The sequence below is a fragment of the Halorubrum ezzemoulense genome, assembly GCF_004126515.1.
In the GTDB taxonomy this organism is placed as follows: domain Archaea; phylum Halobacteriota; class Halobacteria; order Halobacteriales; family Haloferacaceae; genus Halorubrum; species Halorubrum ezzemoulense.
In genome coordinates this window covers 296007-322408 of record NZ_CP034940.1, presented here as the reverse complement: position 1 = coordinate 322408, position 26402 = coordinate 296007, and the positions used below count along the sequence as shown (strand labels likewise).

The following is a 26402-nucleotide window of genomic DNA, read 5'->3' as shown; positions in this document are numbered from 1 at the left end:
CTGACGCCGGCGGCGATACGACCGGTCGGCGGCGGGGGGCGTCAGCCCTCAGATCCCGCCGGCGGCCATCGCGAACAGCGCGACTGCGATGACCGCGAACAGGCCGCCCACGCCCGCCTTGATCGTCCCGGTGTCCAGCGCGGTCGAGACGTACGGGGCGATCTGCCCGCCGAGCGTCGTCGCCGGGACCGTCCAGACGACCATGTTCCACGGCGTCGTCGCCAGGTCCATCGTGTGGCCGCCGACCAGTCCGCCGCCGAACACGTGGACGACGGACGCCAAGACGGCAGTCGTCGCGACGACGATGTGGTTGGTGCCGATCGCCACGCGGACCGGGACCTGCGTCCGGAGCATCGAGATGATCCCGAGCTCGCCGATCCCGAAGCCGGCGAGCCCCTGGAACACCCCGCCGACGCTGTAGTTGAGGAACCGTTCGAGGTAGCCGCCGCGGGAGTAGGTGTAGTCGTCGCCGTCGCGGTCGACCCGGGTGACGGTGCCGGACTCGTCGGTGTCGACGCCTGCCGGCCCGAGCTTGTTGTCGTCGTCGGGGAGATCCGGTGACGAGCCGCCGTCGGTCGCGACCTCCTCGTCGCCCCCGCTCTCGGTGGGGTCGCCGTGGGCCAAGTTGGCCTTGAACAGCAGGTACGAGGCCGCCAGAAGCGCGACCCCCAACAGCGCGTGGAACACCGGTTCGGGGATCACGAACGAAAGGAGCGCCCCGCCGACGACGAACGGGACGCCGCCCAACACGAGCGAGAGTGAGAGCCGGCGGTCGACGAGCCCGTACTGGATGAACGCGAGCGACGAACTCGACAGCCCGAACGACTCGCTGATGAGGCCGATCTTCACCAGCGTCGTCGGCTCCAGCGGGTAGGCGACCAGCGGGAAGGCGAAGATGAGGAACGGCACGAACAGCGCCGACCCGCTGATCCCGACGGTGTTGACGATCGTGGCGCCGGCGGTGAAGACCGCGAACAGCCACCAGTACTCGGTCCAGTAGCCGACGCCGGCGTCGGCGGGCGTCGGCGCGAAGGCGTACACGCCCCCGACGAAAGCGAGGGGAGCGAGGAAGACGAAGACGTGCTGATAGCGCAGAAAGGCGCGCTGAACGTCGCTCGACAGTGACGTGCTCATTGAGGCGTGGAACGCGGGTTACGGGGAGACGAATAAATGCGTTTTCACACGTCACGATAGTGATGATCGATCGTCACCGTCGCGGAGCGCGTCGGAGCGGGTACCGCACCTTCGATATCCGACCGGACGAGCGCACGTTTTCGCGGCGTGAAATGAATGGACAGTGACAGAAAAGAAACGGTTAAACGGACCCGTAGATCACCCGCGGATCGAACGATGACACGGGATCTCGGGACCGCGGCGCGCGGCGTCTCGGGGACGGCGACGCGCCCGCCGCGCGCGATAGACGCGATGAGCGGAGAGACGACGACTGCGGACCGGCGGAGCCGGAGGACGGGGCGGTGAGCGACGGAGCGACCCTCCGGATCGTCGACGAGCCCGACGAGGGGTCGAGCGGTGCGGTCCCCGCGCCGGTGCCGCCGGACGACCCCGAGGCGTGGTACGCCCCGGACGTCCGGGCGCAGTACGAGGCCGCCCCCGGCGTGGTGGCGACTGTCCGCGAGCGCGACGGCGGGCGGTTCGGCTACGACGCCCGCGAACCGCCGCTGTCGGTCGGGGACGAGCGCGCGCTCGACCGCGTCCGGGACCGCTTCTCCGCGGTGCGGCACCGTCGCCCGCTCACCCGGGTCGGGGTCGTCGAGCGCGCCGAGGCCGGGTTCGAGCCGAAGTACGCGGAGGCGATCGACCGGTTGGTGGACGCGAGCGCCGCCGCGCGTCGACGGATCGACTACCACGCGCTGCGTGAGTTCCGGCTGCTCGGCGCGCTCACGCCGATCGCCTTGGACGACCGGATCGAGGTGGCCGACGTGGGCGACGACCGCGAGCTTGTCGTCCACACCGAGACGTTCGCGCCGCTGGAGACGGGGATCGACGCCGACGCCGACTACGTCGAACGCGTGGCGGCCGAGCGGCTCGCGCAGTACGCCGTCGAGTTCGCCGGGCTCGCGGTCGAGGTGGTCCTCTACCGCGAGCGGCTGCTCGGCTCGGACGCGTTCGAGACGAAGTACGCCGTGCTAGAGCCGGACCTTCTGCCCGGCGACGAGGAGCTCATCGAGGAGTGTAAGTCGCGGATCTGGGAGACGACCGTCAGCGACGTGATCGAGGATCGGGAGTCGTTCGTCGCCGCCCGCGCCCGCCGCTTCCTCTCGCGGCGGCTGACCGCGCGCAACACCCGGGCGTGGCTCGACGCCGCCGCGTACCGGGCGAGGTCGGCGCTCGCGGACCGGGGGCTCGTCGCGCCGCCCGTCGACTCGCGGTTCGCCCGCGACCGGCTCGACGACCTCGCGTACTACGTGCTGCGCGACTTCGTCGGCGAGGGGATCCTCACGGTCCCGATCCGCGACCCGCACCTCGAAGACGTGGAGGCGAACCGGGTCGGAGAGCGCGTGAAGGTCGTCCCGCGCGCGTCCGTCCTCTCCGGCGCGGCGGACGAGACGGGCCGTTCCGCCGCCGCGAGCCGGGGTGACGGCGAGGCCCCGGCGGTCGGCTCTCGGATCCCGACGAACCTCGCGTTCGACGACGAGACGACGTTCGTCGACGTGGTCACGGGGATCGCCGCCCGCGACGGCACGGAGCTGAACGCCTCGACGCCCTCGGCGAAGGTGAACCTCGAGCTCGACGGCGTGCCGCAGACGATCCGGTGTGCGGTGGCGCTGCCCGTCATCTCCGAGGGCGGGCCGCACGTCTCGATCCGCAAGCAGCGCGCGGACGCGCTCACCCCGGTCGACCTGATCGAGCGGGGGACGCTGTCGGTCGAGCTTGTGACGCTGTTGTGGCTGCTGTACGAACACCGCGGCGTCGTCCTCTTCGCGGGGCCGACCGGCGTCGGGAAGACGACGCTGCTGAACGCGCACGCGCCGTTCATCCCGTTCGACGCCCGCCCGGTCTCCGTCGACGAGGGGTCCCGCGAGGTCCGGCTCCCCCACGAGACGGGCGTCTCGCTCACCACCCGCGACCACGAGGACGCCTACAAGTCCGTGGGGATGGCCGAGCTGATGACTGAAGCCAACTACCTCAACCCGTACGTGGAGGTGATCGCCGAGATCAACACGCCGGAGAGCTTCGAGACCTTCGCGGAGAGCCTGAGCATGGGCCACGGCGTGGTCGGCACCACCCACGCCGAAGACGTGGAGGCGCTCGTCAACCGCCTGCGCGAGCGGGACTTGCCCGCCCGCCTGCTCCGCGAGGTCGACCTCGTCGTCTTCCCCCGGCAGGTCGACGGCGAACGGTACGTCTCGCGGGCGATCGAACCGCTCTCCGAGGCGGCGTACGACGACCTCGGTTCGGAGGCGAAACGGAGCCCGACCGGCGACCCGAAGCGCGGCGGCGCGGGCGCCGTCGAGGCGGGCGCGGACGACGGGAGCGGCGAGCCCCTTCGGTACAACACGGTGGCGTGGCGGGACGGGGGCGGGGCGTTCCGGTTCCCCGGCGCGCCGGGTGGCGACGCCGCCGAGGGGGTCGCCGGGGCGAGCGCGACCGGGTCGGGCCGCGGGTCGGACGGCGGCCGCGGCGGCCCGCGGTTCCGCGTCTTCGACCGGATCGCGAACCGGACCGACCGCGACCGCGAGGCGGTCGCCGCCGAGTTCGAGTCGAAGCGGCGGTACGTGGAGTACCTCGTGCGCGACGGCGTCGACGACCTCGACGCGCTCTTCGAGTTCCTCGCCGACCTGCGCACCGACGAGGCCGCGACCGTCGAGCGCGCCGCCCGGACCATGGACCGCGACGGCGACGAGGAACGGGACGGGCCCGCCGAGCAGGGGCGGCCGTGAGCCGGCGACGCGCAGGCGGGGCGGTCGAGGCGAGCGCGGACGGGAGAGGCGCCGGTCGGACGAGCGCGGACGACGCGGACGCGACCGACGGCCTCGCGGCGGGCGGGCGGCTGGCGGTCGTCGGCCGCGTCTGCTACGCGCTGTTCGCCCGCCACGCGAGCGACCGGCGGCACGACGCCGACCGGAAGCGGTACCGCGGGACCGCGCTCGACACCGGGTTCGAGACGTACCTCGCGCGGGCGTACGCCTGCTCGTGGGTCGTCGCGGTCGCCGCCTTCTTCCCGGCGCTGATCGTCGCGACGGGGGCCGCGCCCGCGGTCGCGGCCGCGGTCGAGGCGCGGTTCGGCGCGGCGCTGCTCTCCGCGGGGTCGGCAGCGGCGCCCGCGCCGACGCCCGATTCGGTCGGGCCGCTGCGGACGGACCACGCCGCGCTGCTCGTCGCCCTCGGCGTCGCGCTCCTCGCGAAGCGTGCGACCGTGGCGGCCGCCGGGCTCGGCCTCCGATGGGTGGCCGCGACGCGGCGGACCGACATCGAACGCACGCTCCCCGGGGCGGTGCGGTACCTCGAACTGCTCTCCTCCGGGAGCGACGAGCCGCGGGCGATGCTCCGGAAGGCGGCCGACGGCGACGCGTACGGCGCCACCGCCACCTCGCTGCGGAAGGCGCTCAACGCCGCCCGACTCGCGGGCAGCCTCGACGAGGGGCTCCGGCGCGTGGCGCGGGACACGCCCTCGCGGGAGCTGCTCGCGCCGTTCCTGCTGAAGTTCCGGAAGCGCGCGGCGGCCGGCGACGAGGCGCTCTCCGAGTTCCTCGCGACCGAGCGCCGCATGCTCTCGCACCGGCAGGACCGCGCCCGGAAGCGCGCCCGCCGGTTCCTCGAACTGCTCACCGAGCTGTTCGTCGCGGTGCTGGTGTTGCCGGCGCTCCTCGTCATCGGCGCGACCGCGCTGTCGGTCGTGATCCCCGAGCTGCTCCCGCCGGTCGAGACGCCGGTCGGCGTGGTGCCGACGCGGGCGGTAGTGCTGTACGGCGCCGTCGCAGTCCTGGTCGCGTTCGGGCTCGCGGCCGCGGTCGCGGTCGGCACGCTCCGCCCGCCGAGCCAACGCGTCAGGTACGAGGCCCCGGCGAGTCCGCGTGCGGTCGTCGCGACCGCCGGACGTAACCCCGCGAGCACCGCGATCGTCGCCGCGGCGCCCGCCGTCGGGCTCGCGGCGTGGCTCGCGTTCGCGGGGTACACGCTCGTCAACGTCGTCCTCGTCGGCTACGCCGGCTTCGCGGTACCGGTCGGGCTGGTTGCGGCGCGACGCACTCGCATCGACGACGCGAAGGACCGCGAACTGGCCGACTTCGTCCACGCCGTCTCCGGGCACGTCGCGCAGGGGCGCCCACTCGAAGGGGCGGTCGCGGCCGTCGCGCGCGACGTCGACCTCGGGGTCCTCGACGACGACGTGGCCGACCTCGCGTTCGCGCTGCGGGCGACGACGGCGCCGGCGGAGGCGGCCGGTGTGGAGTTCGGCTCCGCGGAGGGGTCGGCCGCGGTCGACGTCCGCGGGGCCGCGATCGAGCGGTTCGTCGACCGCGTCGACACGCCGCTGGCGGCGCGGACGCTCGGGCTCGTCACGGGCGCGCTCGACGCGGGCGGCGACGCCGACGCCGTCTTCGAGACGCTCCGGATCGAGGTCGGGCGGCTGTACAGCGAGCAGCGCGCGCTCCGCTCGTCGATGCAGCCGTACATCGCCGTCGGCTGGGCCGCCGCGGTCCTCGTCGCCGGCGTCGTCGCGGTCGTGAACACGCAGGTGGTCGACGCCGCGCGCCTCGCGGAGATCGCGGCCGCCTCGGAGGCCGTGACGGAGCCGGAGGGCGTGTACCCCGAGCTGGAGCGCTTCCGGCTGTACGTCGTCACGCAGGCGACCGTGCTCGCGTCCGGCTGGTTCGCCGGCACCGCGGCGCGCGGGCGCTACGCCGCGCTGCTCCATTCGGGGGCGCTGGTGGCGTGCTGCTACGTGGTCTTCACCGTGGGCGGGCTGGTGTGATCGAGAGGGAACCCGTTCCTCGGCTCGCATTGCCGGAGACGGAAGGGGGGAGCCGGCTCAGTCGAGCGAACTCCAGTCGACCTCGTCGGCGTACTCCTCGCGCATGAGGTGGCAGCCGATCGTCTCGCCGTCGACCTCGTGGTCGGTCGGGTCCTCCCGTTCGCAGACCTCGCCGATCTTCCGCGGACAGCGCGGGTGGAACCGACAGCCGGACGGCACGTTCGAGGGGTCCGGCACGTTCCCCTCCAGGAAGATTCGGTCCTCGCCGTCGTCCAGCCCGGGGATCGCGGACAGCAGCGACTCGGTGTAGGGGTGGTACGGCGGCTCGAACACCTCGGCCGTGGGGCCGTGTTCGACGATCTCACCGAGGTACATCACCGCGACGCGGTCGCAGACGTACTCGACGACGGAGAGGTCGTGACTGATGAGCAGGTACACGAGTCCCAGCTCGTCTTGGAGATCGGCCAGCAGGTTCAGGATCTGCGCCTGAACCGAAACGTCGAGCCCGCTGACCGGCTCGTCCAAGATGAGTACCTCCGGGTTCACCGCCAGCGCACGCGCGATCCCCACGCGCTGCTGCTGGCCGCCCGACAGCTCGTGCGGGTAGCGCTCCAAGTGCGACTCGTCGAGGCCGACCGAGTCGATCAGCTCGGCCACCCGGTCGGAGCGCTCGGCCTGGTCGTCGATGTCGTGGAGGTCCATTGGCCGGCGGACGATCTGCCGCACCGTCCGTCGGGGGTTCAGGCTCGACTGCGGGTCCTGGAAGACGATCTGGAGGTCGCGGCGCAGCGATCGAAGCTCGTCCGATCCCGCCGCCGTGACGTCGCTCTCGCGATACGTCACCGAGCCCTCGGTGGGCTCGATGAGACGGAGCAGCGTCCGGGCGGCCGTCGACTTGCCGCACCCGGACTCGCCGACCAGGCCCAGCGTCGATCCGGCCTCGATCTCGATGTCGATGCCGTCGACGGCCCGCACCGGTTCCGGGTCCCCGAGGAGACGGCCGAGCAGTCCGCTGGTGTCGAAGTGCTTCGTCAGTCCCCGCGCCTCGAGCACCGGCCCGGACGCGCCGTCGCTCCGGTCGTCGATCCGGTCCGTCTGCCAAGACAGCGAGCCCGACTCGTGCTCGTAGTCGTACTCCATCTCCTCGACGTGCTCGTGGCGGTAGCAGGCGACGGACCGCTCCGGATCGTCGGGGACCGGCTCTAGGTCGGGGTGCGCCCGGCGACACTCCTCGGTCGCGCCCGGGCATCGGTCCGCGTACTTACACCCCGTCGCAGAGCCGGTCAGGTCCGGCATCTGTCCCTCGATCACGTCGAGCCGGTTGCGGTCGTCCGGGTCGATCGCGTCGTCGACGCTCGTGATACTCGCGAGTAGCCCCTTGGTGTACGGGTGGCGCGGATCGGTGAACAGCCGCTCCGCCGGACCGGACTCGACGATGCTGCCGGCGTACATCACCGCCACGCGGTCGCAGATCTCGCGGACGACGCCGAGGTCATGGGTGATGAAGAGTATCGACATCCCCAGGTCTTCGCGGAGATCGTCGAGCAGTTCGAGGATCTGCGCCTGAATCGTCACGTCGAGCGCCGTCGTCGGCTCGTCCGCGACGAGGAGGTCCGGCTCGGAGGCGATCGCGATCGCGACGACGACGCGTTGCTTCTGTCCGCCGGAGAACTCGTGAGGGTAGTCGTTGGCCCGCGCCTCCGCGTCGGGGATGCCGACTCGGTCGAGGAGGTCGACGGCCTCCTGACGCGCGGCGCCGCGGGAGAGGTCCCGCGCCGCTTCGACCGCCTCCGCGACCTGTCGGCCGACCGTCATCGTCGGGTTGAGGGTCGCGGTCGGGTCCTGGAAGACCATCCCGGTGTTCGAGGCGCGGAACTGTCGGAGGCGCTCGGCCGAGAGCGAGAGGACGTCCGTCCCCTCGAACTCGACGGTCCCGTCGACGATCTCGCCCGGGTCGTCGATGAGGCGGAGGACAGAGCGAGCGGTCGCGCTCTTTCCCGCGCCGCTCTCGCCGACAAGCCCGAGTATCTCGCCGCGATCGAGGTGGAAATCGACGCCGTCGACCGCGTTGACGACGCCCTCGTCGGTGCGGAACACGGTCGAGAGGCCGTCGACCGTCAACAGCCGATCGTTCGTCTCTGTTCCCTCCGCCGACGCCGCTGGCGCCGACACCTGTCGTGGATGTGCTGATTTCTCACTCGTCATGGTCGGCTCCGAGCTCCGTACTCACGGTCGGATCGAGGACGTCGCGGATCCCGTCACCGAGGAGGTTGAACCCGAGGACGGTCGTGGCGATCCCCAGCCCCGGGAAGACAGCCATCCACGGGGCCTGCGTGAGGTACTGTTTCGACTGCCTGATCATCAGCCCCCACGACGGCTGTGGCGGCTGGGCGCCGAGTCCGAGGAACGAGAGTCCCGCGGCCGCGAGGATGGCGAACGCGAGGCTGATAGACGCCTGAACGATGATCGGCGCGGCGGCGTTCGGTAGGACCTCGGCGAACAGGACGCGGCTGTCCCGTTCGCCGAGCGCACGCGCGGCCTCGACGAAGTCCTCCTCGACGACGGAGACCACCTCGCTGCGGGTGACCCTGGCGAAGTACGGGATGTACGTGATCCCGATCGCGATCATCGCGTTCGTCAGCGACGGTCCGAGGACGGCGACGACTGTGAGCGCCAGCAGAATCGGCGGGAAGCTCATCAGCACGTCCATCGACCGCATGATCGCGTCGTCGACGTTGCCGCCGACGTACCCCGCGGCCGCGCCCAGCGGCACGCCGGCCGCGGTGGCGATACCGACGCTCAGCCCGCCGATGTACAGGCTGATTCGGGCCCCGAGAACGATCCGGAGGAGGATGTCCCGGCCGAGGTGATCGGTCCCCATCGGATGCGCGGGGCTCGGCGGCTGAAAGCGGTTCGCGACGTTGAGGGCGTTGGCCTGTTCTAAGGAGACGAACAGCGGGCCGAGCAGGCCGACCGCGAGCAGTAGCCCGATCAGCGCCGTCCCGGCGACCGCCTTCGAGTTCGACCGGTACCTGTCGAACAGCTCGCCGATCTTCCGGCGACGAGCGTCGGTCAACCACCGCGACGCGTTCTGTGTCGCCATCAGGCGCCACCCCCGGTCTGGACGCGCGGGTCCAAGACCGCGTACAGGAGGTCGACGACGAGGTTACTGAGCATGAACACCGTCGCGATCGTCAGCACGGATCCCTGGATGAGCGTGGTGTCGCGGTTCAACAGCGCCTGGAATGCGAGCCTGCCCAGTCCGGGATACGCGAACACCTGCTCGATGATGACGATCCCGCTGAACAGGAAGCCGATCTGGAGCCCGATCACGGTCAACACGGGGAGGAACGCGTTCCGCAGCGCGTGGCGGTAAACGATGTCGCGGTCCGGAATTCCCTTCGACTGCGCGAGCTTCACGTACCCCGCCTTGAGCTCCTCGATAAGCGAGGAGCGCGTCATCCGCGTGAGGTGCGCCATCAGCGCGAAGCCGAGCGACATCGCCGGCAGTAACACATGTTTGATCCCGGCGACCGGGTCGACGGCCGGGTTCACGTAGCCGGAGGGCGGCAGCACGGCGAAGAACTCGGCGAAGACCAAGATCAACACCAGCCCCCAGAAGAAGTCCGGGAGACTGATCCCGGTGAACGCGACGACGCTCGTCGTGAAGTCTTTCCAGGTGTTCCGGGCGCGCCCGGCGATCACGCCGAGCGGGATGGCAACGGTGACCGCGATGGTGACCGCGGCGCCGGCGAGGAACGCGCTCGCCGGGAGGCGCTGGACGATCAGCCGGGCGACGGGGTCGCCGAAGCGGAGGGAGTTGCCCATGTCGCCGGTCAGCACGCCGGTCAGCCAGTCGATGTAGCGAATCCAGATCGGACGGTTCAGTCCGAGGCTCTGTCGGAGCGCCTCCAGCCGCTCGGGGCTCGCCCGGTTCCCCAAGATCAACAGCGCGACGTCACCGGGGAGCACGTTGACGATGCCGAAGGTGACGATCGACACGCCCAGCAGCGAGACGAGCAGCAGCCCTATCCGGCGGACCGCGTAGCGAACGAAGTCGGCGTCGATGGCCTCCCTCATTCGTCAAGCCACGTCGCGCTGAAGTTCACCTCGCTGTTGTTCGGTGCCAGCACCGTGTCGAGGGCGCCGACAGAGGGTTTCGCACCCATCGCGCCGTCGCGGAACCATAGCATCGGCGACGGCACCTCTTCGTGAAGTACACGCTGCGCCTCGCGGTAGTACTCTACTTCCTCCTCCTCCGTCGGGGCGCTCTCGGCGTTCTCGATGGCGGTGTCGAAGTCGTCGCTGGCGTACGCGAAGGAATTGAACGATCCCTCCGAGTGGAACAGGCCACGGTACATCTGGGCGGGCTCCCACCCTCCGAACCAGTTGACCATCGCCATCCGGTAGTCCATGTTCGCGGTGACCTGCGTCAGCCAGTCGCCCCACTGGAGCTCCTGGATCTCGACCTCCAAGCCGAGTTCCGAGAAGGACTGTTCCATGATGGTCGCGGCGGTGATGTGCCACGGGTAGTTCGTGGTCACCTTGAACTCGATCGGTGCGAACTCGTTCATCCCGTACTCCGACTCCTCGATGAGCGACCGCGCCTGCTCGATGTCCTGCGGTCGAGGTTCGAGTTCCCCGTTTCGGTACGGGCTGTTCGGGAAGCTCGGGGTCGCGAGTGTCGTGCCCTGCCCGAAGAGGGCCCCCTCCACCAGCTCCTGTTTGTCGATCGCGAAGTCGATCGCCCGGCGCCAGTTGACGCTGTCGAACGGCGGGCGGTCGTTGTGAAGGTACATGTGGTTGAACGCCAGCGGTCGCCACGTGGACGTCTGGACGTTGTCATTCGCGCCGTCCACGTAGTCGGTCATGTCGTCGAGCGGAATGTCGTTGATGTAGTCGAGATCCCCGTCCGTCAGCCCGGTGAGCCGGGTGTCGGGGTCCGTCATCGTCCGCTCTTCGAGCGCGTCGACGTACGGGCCCTCTCCCCAGTAGTCGTCGAACGCCGACAGCTCGGCCCGGTTACCCTGCTGACGAGATTCGAACACGAACGGGCCGGTTCCGACCGGGTTCGAGGCCTGGTCCGGACCGGATCCCTCCGGGATGATCGCCGTCCCGGAGAACGCCAGCTGTCGGAGGAGCGGATTGTACCGCTCGCTCATCTGGAGCACGACCGTCGAGTCGTCGGGCGTCTCGACCGACTCGACCGACGTGAACACGCCGCTGTACCGCGCGCCGACGTCCGGGTCCGTGATCCGCTCGATCGTGTACCGCACGTCGCTGCTGGTCAGATCCGACCCGTCGTGGAACGTCACGCCGTCGCGGAGCGTGAACGTGTACTCCGTCCGGTCGTCGTTGATCGACCAGTCGGACGCGAGGCCCGGGCGGGTGATATCGGGATCGGAGGAGATCTCCAGCTCGTTCGTCAGGCCGACCAGCGTCTCGTGAACGTTGTTTAGGAACCGCGACGAGGCGGCCGTCTGTGCGAGGTGGATGTCGAGTTCCTGGGTCACCTCGCTGTGGCCCCAGACGAGCGTGCCGCCCTCCTCCGGCTCGCCCGTCGGTCCGATCGGGGCGTCGTCGGAGCCGTCGCCGCCGTCTCCGCCCGAGCCGTCGGAGCCGTCGCCGCCGGAGGCACAGCCCGCGAGCGTCGTTCCGACGCCCGCCATTCCCGTCGCGACGAGGAACCGTCGCCTGTCAATACTATCGTTCGTGTCCGCAGCGTTATCGCGCATTGTTGTGTGCGTGAGTGGTAGTTGCTAGCGTTTCAGTCCGAAGTCGACGATCGCGTCGGGGTACTCCCCGAGCTGATCCTCGGCGACCGCCGGGAGTTCCGCCTCCGTCTCGACGGCGAGGTCGTACGCCTCGCGGAGCTCGTCGATCGGCGCGTCGCTGTTGTCCACCCGGAGGTTGTGATACAGCTTCGGCTCCGGGGCCGCGACGAGCAGCGCCGCGCTGATCTTGCCGCGCTTGTCGCCGCCGGCCGCCTGTCCGGCTTCGAGCGCGGCGATGAGCCGGTCCGCGAACTCGCCGTCCGCGTCCGCGTAGCCGCGGCGCACCTCCTCGACAACGTCGGCGCCGTCGAGCATGTTACCGGCGACCGTGTAGTCATCCCCGGCGGTGTCACCCGCCCAGTCGACGCAGTCCGCACCGGTGTACCGGAACGAGTCGTCCGCGGTCACCCCGTGGAGCTGACGGTACGTGTCGTGGGGGTCGTCTTCGAGCAGCGTCTCGCAGGCGGTGGACACTGAGACGCCCCTGTCGGCGAGCTCGACCGCGTTTCGGCCGTGCGATACCTTCACGTAGGATTGGGTCGCGACCGCCGCGTTTTCGCTCACGAACGGACACAGCGCGCCGACGCCCACGAGCGCCGTGCTGACCGCGACGCCGAACGCTCCGGTGTCGGGGTCGCGTCCGGCTATCGAGAACGTACCGGGAGCGAACCGTTCGGCGGGTGACGGATCGTCCGTGCCTGTAGTAAAGTGATTCGTGTTACCAGTTGTGTTGCTAGGCACAGTCGTGGTAATACATAACAAGACCTCTATTAAATCTTATTGTTTGAGAGAAAAAGCCCGCTTATGGGAGAAAATTCCACTTACTGCGCCCGGGCATTTATTTTTCAACATTCTGAAGGAATACGCTCTCGAATCGCCACTTCAGAACGTCGCGGCGTCGGCGGGCGCCGTGCGGCTCCGCGTTGCCGCCCGAACCCAACACGAGTCTTTTCAGCCGTGCCCGCGTAGCACCGCCCCCATGGACGAGAAGACCGCCGAACTCCGCGACCTGTTCGTCGACGCCACCGGCTCGGAGACGGTCACCGAGCGGCAGGACGCGGACCGCGGGACCCTCGTCGACCGCGACGACGAGGCGGCCGACGAGGAGGTCCGCGACCTCGTCGCCGCGATGCGCGAGCGGTACGGCTTCTCGACGCCGCTCGGCGACGACGCCTACGCGCTGGTCGCACGCGGACGCTTCGAGGAGAGCGACGAAGCGATCGCCGCGGCCCTGCGCGACGGACTGGAGGGCGGAGGCGACGAATTCGGTCCCGACGACATCGACGCCGCGACCGTCCGGAAAGCGCGCCTCGACCTCCACCTCGTGCGCGAGTCGGACCGGGAAGTGCATACGAGTGAGGAGACGGGCGCCGCCGGCCCGCCCTTCGCGTACGCCGACCTGAAGCGCCTCACCGCGGCCGGGAACTCCATCGTCGAGTGCGCCGAGGAGTTGGACGCCCCGCCGGACGTGATCGCCCGGTACGCCGCCGTCGCGCGGACGGACATCGCCTCCACCCGGGCGAACGACCGCTTCCGCGACGCGTTCCGCGACCTGCTCACCGACGCCGACATCGAGGGATCGCTCGCGAGCGACGCCCGCGAGGACGGCCTCCGCGAGGCGACCGAGGATATCGAGACGGACGTTTCTTTATAGGCAATCAGCTGTGGATCGCCGGTGAACGCCGCCAAAGCCCCAGCCGGGAGCCGGGCGCACGCTCGCTGCGGTCCTCAGTCGCTCGCTTCGCTCGCTCCTTGCGGTCCTTACTTCGCCTGCGCCCGGCTCCCGGCTGCCCCTTTGAGTCCCGCCCCGAACCGCAACCGCGCCTCACGCCTCCCCAGCCTCGTTGGCCTCTCTGCGGTCGGCCGACTCCCTCGCGCGTGCTACTCGGCCGCGAGGCGGCCTCGCAGGCACGCGCCACCGCAGTTCTATTTATAACTGAAGCCGCGGCCAGCCCGTCGCGTGACCCTCGTCCCGTTCAGCGACCTGGCCCGCGCGGCGTACTGCCCCCGACAGCTGTACTACGTCCGACGCGACGACGAGCGGACCGTCCCGCCAAAGGCGCGCGAGCGCATCGACCTCGCCTTCCGGTACGACGAACTGGTCGACGCCCCGGACCGCGCGTTGCGGCAGCTTCCGCTCCACCGGTCGCCAGCCGCCTACCGTCGGAACCTGTCCCGGCTGCGCGAGCGCGACGACTACGACGCCCTCGTCGACCCCGCGAGCGAGCGCGGGTTCCTCTCGGGGAAGGACTGCCACGGCACCGTTCACAAGCTGCTGGAACCGGGCGGCGGGCCGACCGATTCCGGCGGCTCCGAGCCGTCGCCGCCGCCCGTGCCGACGCTCGTCTCCTCGGGCGAGCCGCCGGAGAACGGCGTGTGGGAGCCGCAGGCGGTCCGCGCGGTCGGGCTCGCGAAGGCGCTCGCGTGGGAGCGCGAGCGGGAGGTCGACCGCGCGCTCGTCGAGTACCCCGCCGTCGGCGTCGCCCGCGAGGTCCGGCTCACGCTCCGGAAGAAGGCGGCGTATCGCGAGGCGCTCCGCGCGGCGCGGTCGATCGACGGGCCCCCGCCGCGCGTCGACGACGGCCGCTGTTCGACCTGCGACTACGCCGCCGAGTGCGGCACGCGGCGGCGGTCGCTCCGGTCGCTGCTGGGCTGAGGCGGCGCGGGCGGCGGTCACCGAGCGCCGCAAACGATCCTCACGGCGAAAACGACGTGCCGCACTCGGTACAGGTGAACCGGAACCGGCCCTCGTCGGTGAGTTCGGTGTCGTGGACCCGTTCTTCGCCGCAGTCACGACACTCGACGATCGACTCGACCTGGTCCCAGTCGTGGCGCGCGCCCGGCGCGCCGATCGCCCACGCGATCACCTCCTCGTCGGCGTCCTCGGGGACGAAGCCCGACTGGAACTCGCCGGGCGCGAAGCGGATCGCCTCGTCGGGGCCGACCTCGACGCGCTCGCGCTCGCGCCCGACCTCGAACGTGGCGGTGCCCGAGCGCACGTAGAATATCTCCTCCTGATCGCCGTGAGTGTGGAGGCCGCCGGAAAAGGCGTCGCCGGGCGCGAGCTCGAAGTAGTTCATCGCGACGTGGTCGGCGCCGAGCGCGCGCGAGACCGGCTTTCGGATGTCGTGAACGCCCATCGGGTTCGTGACGACGTCGACGTCGTCGATCGCGGCTCGCTCCATGGGCGTCGCTCTCGGGGGCGGGTCGTAATCCTGTCGCCGGCCGCGTGTGAAACCGCCGGCGTGTGACGCTCTCGCCGACCCGCGCCGAGGATCCCTCAGCGATACCCCGGGTCACGGCGAGGATCGCTCGGCCAAACCTGACGCGACCCAGCAGTTTATACGTGTGTACATTGTTCGCACGGGTACGAATGACGCGAGACACTCGCGATCGTTCGGAGGATAGAGGAAGTCGCCTCGCGGCGGCTGGCCGCGAAATTCTCCGACGATAACGACTCCGGGGCACGACCGCCCCGCGGCGGCACCGACCCCGAGACCACCGCAGAGCCGACGGACTCCCTTTTGACCCGAACACCACTCACCGACCTCGACGAGGTACAGCTACTCGACACCACCCTGCGCGACGGCGAACAGATGCCGGGCGTCTCGATGACCCCCGGCGAGAAGGTCGACGTGGCCCGCGAGCTCGACGCCGCGGGCGTCCACCTGATCGAGGCCGGCTCGGCGTGTACCTCGGCGGGCGAGCGCGAGGCGATCAGCCGCGTCGCCGACGAGGGAGTCGACGCGACCGTGACGAGCTTTGCCCGCGGGGTACGGGCCGACGTGGACCACGCGCTCGACTGCGGCGTCGACGGGGTGAACCTCGTCGTCCCCGCCTCCGACAAGCACGTCGAGACGAAGGTGGGGTCGACCCGCGACGAGGTCGTCGAGACGACCGTCGAACTCGTCGAGTACGCGACGGATCACGGTCTGTGGGTCGAGGTCCTCGGCGAGGACGGCTCGCGCGCCGACCTCGACTACCTCGAACGCCTGCTCGGCGCCGGGCTCGACGCCGGCGCGGACCGGATCTGCTACTGCGACACGGTCGGCGCGGCCGACCCCGAACGGACCGCCCGCGTCGTCTCGCGGCTCGCCGACCTCGGCCCGACGAGCCTCCACACCCACGACGACCTCGGGTTCGGACTGACGAACGTCCACGCGGGGCTGAAGGCCGGCGCCGACACCGTCCACGGCACCGTCCTCGGGGTCGGCGAGCGCGCCGGCAACGTCGCGCTCGAGGAGGTCGCCATCGCGCTCGGGGAGTCGTACGACGTCGACACGGTCGAGCTATCTCGGCTCTATCGGCTCTGCCGGGCCGTTTCAGAGGCGACCGGCGTCGCGCTCCCCCCGAACAAGGCCGTCTGCGGCGCGAACGCCTTCGCCCACGAGTCGGGAATCCACACGGACGGCACGTTGAAAGACGGGACGATGTACGAGCCGTACCCGCCCGAGACCGTCGGCCGGGAGCGCCGGCTCGTCCTCGGGAAGCACGCCGGGCGCGCGGGGGTGAAGGCGGCGCTCGCCGAGCACGACGTGGCGGTCGACGACGGCGAGCTGCGTGAGGTCGTCGCCCGCGTCAAGGAGCTCGGCGAGCGCGGCAAGCGGGTCACCGACGCCGACCTGCTCGCGATCGCCGACGACGTGCGCGGGCGCGAACGCGAGCGCCACGTGGAGCTCGTCGACCTCTCGGCGACCTCCGGCGGGAACCTCCCGACCGCCTCGGTGCGGCTCCGAGTCGGCGAGGACGAGCGCGTCGCCTCCGGCACCGGCGCGGGTCCCGTCGACGCCGGCCTCGAAGCGGTCCGCGCGGCGCTCGCGGGCGACGACGGCGGGCGCGGCGGGGACGCGGGCGCCGAGGCGGACGTCGCCTTCGAGCTCGACTCCTACCACGTCGACGCGATCACGGGCGGCACCGACGCGGTCGTCACAGTCGAGGTCGACCTCTCGCGGGGCGACCGCTCCGTGAGCGTCTCGGCGTCGGACGCGGACATCACCCGCGCGAGCGTCGTCGGGATGGTCGACGGGCTCGACCGGCTGCTCGCGGCGGAGGCGGACGCGGCGGGCGCCGACCCGAGCGCCGTCGCCGACGACTGAGCGCGCCGGCGTCTGACGAAGTTTTTATTCGAGGGCGGTCGATCGTCGGGTGTGAGCGTCGTCGTCGCGATCAAACCCTCGGCCCGCAAGCGGAACGCGAAGGTGGGACGGCTCGTCTTCGAGGACGGTCCCAGCCACACCTTCGAGAGCCGCGCGGCCGCCGAGCGCTGGGCGGACGACCTGTCGGCCGGCGACGGCCACGTCTGGGTCGCGAGCGCGCACCCCCGCGACGACGGCGACGCCGACTGTTACCTCGTCTCGCGGGCGACGAACGCGAAACTGGAGGCCGCCTACGACAAGCGACGCCGCCGGCTCAGGGGCGACGCGGGGTCGGAGCAGGAGTCGCTCGGCGGCGAGCCGTAAGAGCGGGTTTGGAGGCGACCGCGGCGGCTACGACGATTTTTCGCCCGGCGTGGGGTCCGATTCGGCGCCCGATTGCGGGTCGGGGTCGGCGTCCGGGCCGGACCCGCGCGCGTCCATCATGTCCGCGGCGCGGGTCGCCCAACCCGAGTAGCGGAAGCCGGCGATGACGACGAGCGCCATCCACGCGTAGGCCGCGGACACGCCGACGTACGCGCCCGTGGGGCCGAGCCCGACGGTGCGTCCGAGCAGCCACGAGAGCCCGAGGAAGAGCCCGAACATCGCCGAGACGCGCGCGACGAGCGGGATCCGGGTCTCGCTCGCGCCCTGGAGCGACCCGGAGAGCGCGGAGAAGCAGGCGAGGGCCGCGCCGGCGAGCCCGTACACCCGCGCGAAGTCGACCGCGGACGCGACCGTCGCCGCGTCGTCGGTGAAGATCGGCACGATCCGCGGCGCGCCGATCACGAGCCCGAGCCCGATCGTTCCGACCGTGAGCACGCCGAGCCCGGCGACGGCCCAGCCGTCGAACCGCGCGCCCGCCGGGTCGCCCTCGCCGAGCGCCTGGCCGACGAGGACCGACGCCGCGACGTTGTAGCCGCGCGAGAGCGGGCCGGTCACCTGCTGGTAGACCCGGCGACCGATCTGGAAGCCGGCGTTGACCGACTCGCCGAAGCCGAGGAGGAGCGCGTTGAACGGGAACTCGGCGATCTCCGAGCCGAACCCCTCCAGCACGCGCGGGGCGCTCACCACGAGGAGCTGCTTCGCGATGGTGAGGTCGCGCGGCCACGCGAAGTCGGCGTCGGTCCACGACCCCCAGATGGCGAAACAGAGCAGCCCGGCAGTGAGTACGTTCGCGGTCGCGGTCGCGAGACCGACGCCGAACACCTCCAGCCGCGGGAAGCCGAACAGGCCGAGACCGAGGACGACGGAACCGGCGATGTTGACGGAGTTGGCGGCGATGTTGACGTACATCGGCGTGCGGGTGTCGCCGGTTCCTTGGAGCGCGCGGGCGCCGACGAGGGCGACGTGGCGCGCGGGGGCGGTCGCGAACACGATCGCGAGGTACGTCGACCCGAGGTCGACGACCGCGGGCGAGGTCCCCTCGCCGACCAGACGGCCGAACACGTCGATCGCGAGCTCGCCGAAGAGGACCCCGAAGAGGACGAACGGAATCCCGGCGAGCGCGCCGAGTACGATCGCCTGCGTCACCGCCTCGTCGCGGTTCTCAGCGGCGCCCGCGCCGGTGTCCTGCGAGGAGAGCGCGATGGCGCCGCCGCCGAGGCCGAGCCCGATCCGCAGCGGGAACCGGGCGTACAGGTCGGCGAGGCCGATCGCGACGACGGCGGCCGGGGAGAACAGCGCGGTGACCAGGATGTCGGTCGTCCGCATCGCGGTGCGGAACGTCTGCTCGGCCATCACGGGCCACGCGAGCGAGAACACGCGCTTCCAGACGCGCCGCAGCCGCGGGAGGTCCATGCGTCGGTCCCGACGAGCGCCCGCGGTTTCTACGTATCGGAGCCGGCCGAGTCGGCCGGTGCGTGCGGGAGCGTCACCGTGAACCGCGCTCCCCCGAGCGACGACTCGCCGGTGTCGAGGGACCCGTCGTACGCCTCCGCGAGCGTCGCGACCAGCCGCAGGCCGCTGACGCCGCCGTCGCTCGCCCCGCCGACCGCCTCGTCGGTCAGGAACGACCCGTCCCGTACCTCCGGGGGAAGCCCCGGACCGTCGTCCTCGACGACCAGCGCGACCCCGTCGTCGCCCCCGAGGCGCGCCGCCTCGTCGCCGTCGGCGCGGACGGCGACGCGGACGGTGACGCCCGGACCGCCGTGTTCGACCGCGTTCTCGACGAGGTTATGGACGATCGACCGCACGCCGTCGTTGGCGGCGACGGGGGCCGCGTCCGGGAGGTCGGTCTCGATCGCCGCCGATTCCCCGTCGGCGACCCCCGCCAGCACGTCTCGGGTCGTGTCCGCGAGATCGACGCGGCTGGAGTCCGCGTCGCCGAGGATCGCGTCCGCGACCGCGCTCGTCGCCTCGATGCGTTCGAGCCCCTCGCTCGCCTTCGCCGCAACGGTCTCGGCGTGACCGGAGCCGTCGGGGTCGTCGAGCAGGTCGGCGTAGCCGCGGATCGTCGAGAGGTCGTTTCGGAGGTCGTGCCGCAGGAGGTGGTTGACGAAGGAGACGGCGCGGACCGCGTCCCGCGCCCGGCGCGCCTCCGCCGACTGCCGGACCGCGTAGTACCCCGCGATCGCGCCGCCGAGGCTCCCGACGCCGGCGGCGACGAGCATCGGGAAGGCCGGCTCGACGAGCGGACGGCCCTCGAAGGCGCGCACGGCGAGCGTCGCGGCGAAGGCGGCGACGGCGAGGACGGTTCCGGTGGCGGTCCACCGCGCGACGCGCTGCTCCTCGGCGGGCGAGAGGTCCCGGCGAGCGATCCGGCGGCCGGCGACGAGGACCGCGACCGCGATCCCGCCGTCGAGCGCGAACGCCAGCAGCGGCCCGGCGGAGCTCCCGATGGCGCCGATCTCGGCGCCGTGGTGGACCGCGGCGGCGACGAGGAGGCCGGCTCCGATCAGGGAGACGGCGCGGTGGCCGCGCAGCGTAGACATTACGAATCCGACCGCGGAAGCGAGTAAAACGGTTGTGGATTCGTCGGGAGGCCGGCCGCAGCGCGGCGAGAGAGACGCCGCGGGGAGCCGTCCGAACGTTGAAAGCCGCGAGCGACCCACGGCACCCATGGACGTCTTCGTGTACGGGACGCTGACCGAACCGGAGCGGGTCGCCGAGGTCGTCGACTCGTTCGTCTTCGTCGGCTCCGCGACGCTCGACGGCCTCCGGCTCGTGGAGGGGCGGTACCCGACGCTCGCGCCGGGCGGCGAGACGGGGGGCCGACTCCTCCGGACGGAGGCCGTCGACGCGCTCGACGCCTACGAGGACGTCGGGGGCGGACTGTACGTCCGCGAGACCGTCCCGCTCGACGCGCCGGCCGACTACCCCGACGCCGCCGCGGTGTACGTCGGCGACCCCGAACGCCTCGACGCGGACGCGACGTGGCCCGGATCCGGGCCGTTCCCCAACCGAGTGCGCTCCGTCCTCGACGCCCGCGACGTGCGGGTGCGACTGACCCCCCGAGATACCGTCTGACGGGCGGATGACGGCGCCGCTGTCGTGCGGTTTCACTTTCGCTCTGGTAGCCCCACCTTTTTGTATTTCCGTCGCATCGTTTCACTCGCACGTCACACGCGTGCATTCCCCCTTTCACCGACCGCGAGCCGTCGGCTCGGTGTGTCGGGCCGCCCGGCGGCAGGCAGTCGGCACACGGCGACCGCGGCGGGTGCCGTCGACCGTCCCGTGGACGGTCGCCCCCGACCGGAACCGATTAGCGGGCGGCGCGGCGACGGGGTGGCATGCTCAGTCTTGCCGACATCCGCGAGGCGCGCGAGCGGGTCTCGGGCGTCGCCCGCCACACGCCGCTTGAGCGGTCGCGCTCGTTCTCCGAGATGAGCGGCGCGGACCTCCACCTGAAACTGGAGAACTTCCAGCGGACCGGCGCGTTCAAGATTCGCGGCGCGATGAACCGGATACAGACGCTCTCGGAGGCGGAGCGCGAGGCCGGCGTCGTCACCGCGAGCGCCGGGAACCACGCGCAGGGCGTCGCGCTGGCGGCGAGCCGCGCTGGCGTCGACGCCACCGTCGTGATGCCGAAGTTCGCGCCCGTCTCGAAGGTGAAGGCCACCCGCGGGTACGGCGCGAGCGTTCGCCTGGAGGGCGTCGGCTACGACGAAGCGCAGGCGTACGCGCACCGGCTGGAGCGCGAGGAGGACCGGACCTACGTCCACGCGTTCGACGACCCCGTGGTGATGGCCGGACAGGGGACCCTCGGCTTGGAGATCGTCGACGACTGCCCCGACCTCGACACGGTCGTCGTCCCGATCGGCGGCGGCGGCCTGATCTCGGGCGTCGCGGTGGCGATCAAAGAGCAGCTGCCGGACGTGCGCGTCGTGGGGGTCCAGGCGGAGGGTGCGGCGTCGGCCGCGAAGTCGCTCGAGGCGGGCGAGGTCACGGAGATCGACAGCGTCGACACGATCGCCGACGGGATCGCGACGCGGTCGGTCGGCGAGGAGACCCTCGAGGTCATGGCGGAGTACGTCGACGAGGTCGTCACCGTCGACGACCGCGAGATCGCCTTGGCCCTCACGCTGCTCTTGGAGCGCGCGAAGACGCTCGTGGAGGGCGCGGGCGCGGTCGCGCTCGCCGCCGTCCTCTCGGAGGCGTTCGAGTACGACGACGGCGAGACGGTCGTCGCCGCGCTCTGCGGCGGTAACATCGACCTCAACCGCCTCGGCACCGTGGTCCGGCGCGGGCTCGTCCAGATGGGCCGGTACCTCAAGATCACGATCGACCTGAAGGACCGACCCGGCGAACTGGAGCGCGTCTCCAGCATCGTCGCGCGCACCGGCGCGAACGTGTACGCGGTCCACCACGACCGAACCTCGCGGGACGTGGCCGTCAACGCCGCCGAACTCGAACTCGAATTAGAGACCGACGACGCCGAACACGCCGCCGACATCGTCGACGCACTCGAAGCGGAGGGGTACGACGTGGAGATTCTGTCCTGAATCGGTCGGCGATGGCGACCATTTACAAATAGAACTACGGTGGCGCGTGCCTCCGAGCGCCCGGAGGGCGCGAGGAGCGCGCGCGAGGGAGTCAGTCGCCCGGAGCAACGCGGAGGGCGACTGACGAGGCTGGGGAGGTGTGAGGTGCGGTTGCTGTGCGGGGTGGGATTCAACTGGGCAGCCGAGAGACGGGCACAGGTCACGCAAGCACCGAAAGGAGCGAGCAGCGCGAGCGACTGAGGGACACAGCGAGCGTGCGCCCGCCTCTCGGCTGGGGCTTTGGATGCGGCCACCGCCGGTCGATTGTCAGTTGTTCATAAGCGAGCAACTGGGAGTTCGGCTACGATAGTTCGCCCGATTCACTCCGACGAGTCCGTCGAGTTGCTCCCAGAACCGGGAGCCGAAACGCTGCCGCTCACGCTCGTCGACCCGCCGAGGAGCGAGGAATCCGAGTCGCCGCGCAGCGTCGTGACCGTCTCGCCGTCCTGTTTCACGATCAGGGTCCACGGGTCGTTGCCCGCGGGAATCCGCACCGTGCCGTTGTAGCGGACGACGCCGGAACACGACCGCGGCGCCGCGTCCGTCTCCTCGGTCGGAACGTCGAGCACGTAGGCGGACTCGTTCACCCGCTCGAACGTCGGGCCGCCGATCGCGTGCGAGGGTCCCGGCAGCGAGACGTTTCTGGAGTACGTGATCTCCGTGTTCTCGGCGCCGGCGACCACCGACGTCGAGCTGTTCGCCGAGAAGTCGTCGGGACAGCGGACCTCGTCGGTATCGAAGTGGAGCAGCGCCGGCGGATCGCTCGCCCCGCCGAGGAGGCCGCCGGGCCCTCCCGACACGGGGCCGGCGAGGGCGACGGCGCTACCGGTCACGAACAACGCGAGCGCAGCGGCGACGACGACCAGACCGCGTCTGTTCATCACATGTCCAACGACGGGAGAGGCGGAAATAGTACCGCGTATAACTCAAAGAGGGGTTTGCGTCACCGATCGCGTCACGGGTGTGGATGGAGCCGTCGAGACGGCGAATCGAACGCGTCGGAACCGACGGACCGCGCTTCAGTCGTCCGCGGCCGCGGCGTCGAGCTCGCCTTCGTACAGCTCGCCGGCGCGCTCGCGCTCGGAGAGGTACTCGTCGGCGTCGAGCGCGGCCTTCACGCCCATCCCGCCGGCGGTGGCCGCCTGCTGGTAGTGGAAGTCGACCACGTCGCCCGCGCCGAAGAGCCCCTCGACGCCGGTCCGGGTCTGGCCGCCGCCGCGGCCGCCCTCGGTGAGCAGGTAGCCGTCGTCGTCGGTCTCGATACCGGTGCCTTCGAGGAAGTCGGTGTTCGGCGTGTGACCGATGGCGTAGAAGACGGCCCCCACGTCGAAGTCGTACTCGTCGACCGCGTCGGCGGTCGCGGGGTCGTCGAGCTTCTCCTTCGGGTGGCCGTCGGGGTGTTCGACGAGGGTCACGCGGTCGATGCCGTCCTCGGGGGTGCCGTGGATCTCGGTGAGCTCGGTGTTGAGGAGGAGCTCGATCTCGCCGTCTTCGACGGCGTCCATCGTGCGCTCGATCCACACGTCCTCGGCGCGGAACTCCTCGCGGCGGTGCGCGATGTACACCGTGTCCGCGAACTTCGTCAGGAAGTTCGCCTCCTCCATCGCGGCGTCGCCGCCGCCGACGACGAGCATGTCCTCGTCGCGGAAGAACGCGCCGTCGCAGGTCGCGCAGGTGGAGAGGCCGTAACCCATCAGCTCCTCCTCGCCGGGGACGCCGAGCGTCCGCGCGCTGGCGCCCGACGCCGCAATGACGGCGTCGGCGGTGTACACGTCGCCGTCGGTGAGCGCGACGTGGAAGTGGCCCGCCGGCTCCTTCGAGACGTCCTCGATGACGCCGTTTCGGGTCTCGGCGCCGAACTTCTGCGCCTGCTCTTTCATGTCGTTGATCAGCCCCGGCCCGGAGATCCCCTCGGGGAAGCCGGGGTAGTTCTCCACGTCGGTCGTCAGCGTGAGCTGGCCGCCCGGCTCGTCGCCCTCGACGAGCAGCGGGTTGTTGTTCGAGCGCGCGGCGTATATGGCCGCGGAGAGACCCGAGATACCGGTGCCGGCGATGATGAGTCGGCGGTGTTCGACGATGTCGTCGGTCATTACCCACAGTTGGCCGCCGCGTCCTATGTACGTTGCGACCGTTGCGCGATTCCCGCACGACCGCCCCGCCGATGCTGCCGCGGACTTGCCCGCCGGACCACCACCGACCCGCTCGGCGAACTGCTGCGGACCCGCTCGACGAACTGCCGCGGACCCGCTCGACGAACTGCCGCGGACCCGCTCACCGCACCGCGACGAACACGCTCCGGTCGTCGCCGGGGCCGTACCCCGAGGACACGTCAACGTCGTCGAACCCGGCATCTGCGAGCGCGTCGCCGATCCGCTCGTCGGCGAACGGCGTCATCCGGCGCCGGTCGGTGAACGGGTCGCCGTCGGGGGTGAACGTCACCGCGCGCCAGTCGAGCCGGCCGTCGTCGGTCGCGACGTGGTGCGCGACGCGGACGTACCGGAGTTCCCCATTTGCGTCGTGGCCAACGTCGAGACCCGGGGAGTTCCCGTCGGACGGCAGCGGGGAATTATCGAAGACGAGGACGCCGCCGGGCCGGAGTCGGTCCCGGAGCGCGGCGAGCGCGGGGTCGAGGTCGCCGGGCCCGAGGTGGTTCACGACGCCGCGGATGGCGACGGCGGCGTCGAACGGTTCGGTGTCGTGCAGGTCCGGCTCCGGGAGCCCGGTCCGGTAGATCGAGACGGCGTCGGCGGGGCACTTCTCCCGCGCGACCGCGAGCATCCCCTCGTGGACGTCGATCGCGGTCACGTCGACTCCGCGGGCCGCGAACCGGCGCGTGTGCTCGCCGGTTCCGCAGCCGACCTCCAGCAGACGCTCGGGGTCGACGCCGCGGTCGGCGAGCGCGTCGAACACGAAGCCGGCGTCGCGGTCGTAGTCCCACTCCGACTGGATCGCGTCGTACAGCCGCGGGCGCTCGTCGTAGAGGCCGTCGGACATGGCGGGAACAGGCGCTATCTCGGCGCCCGGTGATGAGTGTCTTACGCCGCCTCGGGACCGGTTCGCACGACGGCGCCTCAGTCCGTCGGGAACTCCGGCGGAAGCCCGGTCGGCTGCGCCGGCGCGTCGTCGAGGGCCTCGAAGAAGCGCCCGGCGACGAACTCCTCGACGACCTCGGGCAGCGACTCCGACTCGTCGACCGCGGAGAGGATGCCGAGCGGGACCTGCGCGCCAGCCATCGAGGCGTGGCCCCCGGCCGACCCCGCGGGATCGAGCGCGTCGCGCAGCAACTCGCCGGCGTCGACCTCGGCGCCGCGGGCGCGGGCAGAGCCGTAGATCACGCCGTCGGTGTAGCCGTAGACGAACGTCACTGTCACGTCCTCCAGGTCGAGAAGCCGATCGGCCGCCTGCGCGAGCGCGTCGCGGTCGGTTATCTCGCCGACGCAGGAGGCCGCGACCGACCCGCGCACGTCGCGGTTCTCGATGGCGGCCGCGAGGACGCGGAGCGTCTCCGGGCTCACGCTCGGGCTCTCGACGCGTTCGAGCGTCGACTCGTCGGCGTGCGCGAGCAGCGCGGCGGCCGCCTCGAAGTCGTCGGTCGCGGTCGCGCGGGTGAAGTCCTTCGTGTCGATCCGGATGCCGTACAGCAGCGACGTGGCGAGTTCCCGGTCCGGCGCGATCCCGTACCGCGAGAGGTACTCGGCGATGAGCGTGCTCGTCGCACCGACGTCGGGCCGGATGTCGACGAACGATCCCGCGACCGGCCCCCGCGGCGGGTGGTGGTCGACGACCACGTCGACCGGGTGGCCCTCGGGGAGGCTGTCGTTGATCCCGGCGCGGGAGTGGTCGACTAGGGCGACGCCGCCGTACTCGTCGAGGTCCACCCCGTCGAACGACCGGAGCCCGATGTCGAGGAGGTTCACCAGCGCGCGGTTCTCCTGATGGGAGATGTCGCCGCCGTAGCAGGCGTCGGCGTCGACGCCGATCGACTCCGCGATCCGCGCCAGCCCGAGCGCGCTGGCGATGGCGTCCGGGTCGGGGTTGTCGTGCGCGACGACCAACAGGGGCCCCGAGAACCCCCGGAGCGTCGCGAGCAGCCGGGCCGGCTTCTCGCCGTCGTCGGCATTGGCGCGCGAGAGGGCCGCCCCGGGGGAGGCGCCGCGACCGTCGGCGAGTCCGATCGCCTCGGAGACCCGATCGACGACCGCCTCGACGGGGTCGACCACGCGGTCGGCGACCGCCTCGACCGCCGCCCGCTGCTCCTCGGTCGGCGCCGTACCGAGGTGCGCGACGATCATCGCGTCCGGGTACCTGTCCCGAGCGGCGCGCGCGGCGGCGACGTTGCGCTCGGGGTCGTCGCTCGCGACCAGCACGACCGCCGCCGAGTCCGGATACGTCGCGGGGTCGGAGGGGTCGGCCTCGACGGTGGCGACGTTGCGGTCGCGCAGCGTCGACACCCAGCCGGTGTCGTCCGTGATCGCCACCAGGTCGTCGCGGTCGCCGCGCTCCTCGCGGGCGCGCTCGACGAGCGCGTTCCCGACCGCGCTACAGCCGAGCAGCAGGCGCCGGGTCATACCGGCGCGAG

General features: G+C 71.2%; 22 protein-coding genes. 9 read left to right on the top strand and 13 right to left on the bottom strand.

Going from position 1 to position 26402, the window contains the following annotated elements:
• Positions 1-48: 48 nt before the first annotated feature.
• Positions 49-1134, bottom strand: coding sequence for a sulfite exporter TauE/SafE family protein (locus EO776_RS01470; protein ID WP_086216994.1), 1086 nt, complete (start codon positions 1132-1134; stop codon positions 49-51).
• A gap of 216 nt (positions 1135-1350) precedes the next feature.
• On the opposite strand from EO776_RS01470, the gene EO776_RS19570 reads away from it, so the two are divergent.
• From EO776_RS19570 to EO776_RS01460, 3 genes are read left to right on the top strand one after another with little or no spacing between them, the layout of a single operon-like run.
• Positions 1351-1479 (top strand): hypothetical protein, encoded by a 129-nt coding sequence (locus tag EO776_RS19570; RefSeq protein ID WP_254921744.1) that lies wholly within the window; start codon positions 1351-1353, stop codon positions 1477-1479.
• Positions 1476-3902 (top strand): type II/IV secretion system ATPase subunit, encoded by a 2427-nt coding sequence (locus tag EO776_RS01465; protein WP_094579807.1) that lies wholly within the window; start codon positions 1476-1478, stop codon positions 3900-3902. Before EO776_RS19570 ends, EO776_RS01465 begins: the two co-directional genes overlap by 4 nt.
• Complete coding sequence (locus tag EO776_RS01460) at positions 3899-5935, top strand: type II secretion system F family protein (protein WP_094521099.1); 2037 nt, start codon at positions 3899-3901, stop codon at positions 5933-5935. Before EO776_RS01465 ends, EO776_RS01460 begins: the two co-directional genes overlap by 4 nt.
• A gap of 57 nt (positions 5936-5992) precedes the next feature.
• Here EO776_RS01460 and EO776_RS01455 read toward each other — a convergent pair whose 3' ends face one another.
• From EO776_RS01455 to EO776_RS01435, 5 genes are read right to left on the bottom strand one after another with little or no spacing between them, the layout of a single operon-like run.
• Positions 5993-8140: an ABC transporter ATP-binding protein gene (locus EO776_RS01455; RefSeq protein ID WP_094521100.1), complete on the bottom strand. Its 2148-nt coding sequence runs from the start codon at positions 8138-8140 to the stop codon at positions 5993-5995.
• A complete protein-coding gene (locus EO776_RS01450; RefSeq protein WP_094521101.1) occupies positions 8130-9038 on the bottom strand; it encodes an ABC transporter permease in 909 nt (302 codons plus the stop codon). Before EO776_RS01450 ends, EO776_RS01455 begins: the two co-directional genes overlap by 11 nt.
• Positions 9038-10015, bottom strand: coding sequence for an ABC transporter permease (locus EO776_RS01445; protein ID WP_094579806.1), 978 nt, complete (start codon positions 10013-10015; stop codon positions 9038-9040). The genes EO776_RS01450 and EO776_RS01445 overlap by 1 nt, the downstream gene beginning before the upstream one ends.
• Positions 10012-11670 carry an ABC transporter substrate-binding protein gene (locus EO776_RS01440; RefSeq protein WP_246041459.1) on the bottom strand — a complete coding sequence of 553 codons (1659 nt, stop codon included), beginning with the start codon at positions 11668-11670 and terminating at the stop codon, positions 10012-10014. Before EO776_RS01440 ends, EO776_RS01445 begins: the two co-directional genes overlap by 4 nt.
• 24 nt (positions 11671-11694) lie before the next feature.
• On the bottom strand, positions 11695-12357 hold the full coding sequence (locus EO776_RS01435; protein ID WP_394338210.1) for a DUF1028 domain-containing protein: 663 nt from the start codon (positions 12355-12357) through the stop codon (positions 11695-11697).
• 331 nt (positions 12358-12688) lie between these two features.
• Between EO776_RS01435 and EO776_RS01430 the strand changes: the two genes are divergently transcribed.
• Both EO776_RS01430 and EO776_RS01425 read left to right on the top strand, forming a co-directional pair.
• Positions 12689-13363 (top strand): hypothetical protein, encoded by a 675-nt coding sequence (locus EO776_RS01430; protein ID WP_094521105.1) that lies wholly within the window; start codon positions 12689-12691, stop codon positions 13361-13363.
• A 306-nt stretch (positions 13364-13669) separates the two neighbouring features.
• Positions 13670-14365 carry a CRISPR-associated protein Cas4 gene (locus EO776_RS01425; protein ID WP_094521106.1) on the top strand — a complete coding sequence of 232 codons (696 nt, stop codon included), beginning with the start codon at positions 13670-13672 and terminating at the stop codon, positions 14363-14365.
• A 40-nt stretch (positions 14366-14405) separates the two neighbouring features.
• Here the strand turns inward: EO776_RS01425 and EO776_RS01420 are convergent, their stop codons facing one another.
• Complete coding sequence (locus EO776_RS01420) at positions 14406-14894, bottom strand: cupin domain-containing protein (protein ID WP_094579805.1); 489 nt, start codon at positions 14892-14894, stop codon at positions 14406-14408.
• 339 nt (positions 14895-15233) lie between these two features.
• On the opposite strand from EO776_RS01420, the gene EO776_RS01415 reads away from it, so the two are divergent.
• Positions 15234-16805 carry an alpha-isopropylmalate synthase regulatory domain-containing protein gene (locus EO776_RS01415; protein ID WP_176450653.1) on the top strand — a complete coding sequence of 524 codons (1572 nt, stop codon included), beginning with the start codon at positions 15234-15236 and terminating at the stop codon, positions 16803-16805.
• Between the two features lie 51 nt (positions 16806-16856).
• Positions 16857-17168 carry a hypothetical protein gene (locus EO776_RS01410; protein ID WP_049931849.1) on the top strand — a complete coding sequence of 104 codons (312 nt, stop codon included), beginning with the start codon at positions 16857-16859 and terminating at the stop codon, positions 17166-17168.
• A 27-nt stretch (positions 17169-17195) separates the two neighbouring features.
• On the opposite strand, the gene EO776_RS01405 is transcribed toward EO776_RS01410, so the two are convergent.
• Both EO776_RS01405 and EO776_RS01400 read right to left on the bottom strand, forming a co-directional pair.
• A complete protein-coding gene (locus EO776_RS01405; RefSeq protein ID WP_094552507.1) occupies positions 17196-18641 on the bottom strand; it encodes an MATE family efflux transporter in 1446 nt (481 codons plus the stop codon).
• Between the two features lie 29 nt (positions 18642-18670).
• Entirely contained in the window at positions 18671-19774 is a 1104-nt protein-coding gene (locus EO776_RS01400) for an ATP-binding protein (protein WP_049931847.1), read from the bottom strand.
• Between the two features lie 127 nt (positions 19775-19901).
• On the opposite strand from EO776_RS01400, the gene EO776_RS01395 reads away from it, so the two are divergent.
• Positions 19902-20309: a gamma-glutamylcyclotransferase family protein gene (locus tag EO776_RS01395; RefSeq protein ID WP_049931846.1), complete on the top strand. Its 408-nt coding sequence runs from the start codon at positions 19902-19904 to the stop codon at positions 20307-20309.
• 263 nt (positions 20310-20572) lie between these two features.
• Positions 20573-21784 (top strand): threonine ammonia-lyase, encoded by a 1212-nt coding sequence (ilvA, locus tag EO776_RS01390; protein WP_100050428.1) that lies wholly within the window; start codon positions 20573-20575, stop codon positions 21782-21784.
• Between the two features lie 359 nt (positions 21785-22143).
• Here the strand turns inward: ilvA and EO776_RS01385 are convergent, their stop codons facing one another.
• The 4 genes from EO776_RS01385 to EO776_RS01370 form a co-directional block, all read right to left on the bottom strand.
• Positions 22144-22704, bottom strand: a complete 561-nt coding sequence (locus tag EO776_RS01385) for a hypothetical protein (RefSeq protein WP_094521109.1) — start codon at positions 22702-22704, stop codon at positions 22144-22146.
• 138 nt (positions 22705-22842) lie between these two features.
• Positions 22843-23913: an NAD(P)/FAD-dependent oxidoreductase gene (locus EO776_RS01380; RefSeq protein WP_094521110.1), complete on the bottom strand. Its 1071-nt coding sequence runs from the start codon at positions 23911-23913 to the stop codon at positions 22843-22845.
• 181 nt (positions 23914-24094) lie between these two features.
• Positions 24095-24817, bottom strand: coding sequence for a class I SAM-dependent methyltransferase (locus EO776_RS01375; RefSeq protein ID WP_094495436.1), 723 nt, complete (start codon positions 24815-24817; stop codon positions 24095-24097).
• A gap of 77 nt (positions 24818-24894) precedes the next feature.
• Entirely contained in the window at positions 24895-26391 is a 1497-nt protein-coding gene (locus EO776_RS01370) for a DHH family phosphoesterase (RefSeq protein ID WP_049931836.1), read from the bottom strand.
• Positions 26392-26402: the final 11 nt, after the last annotated feature.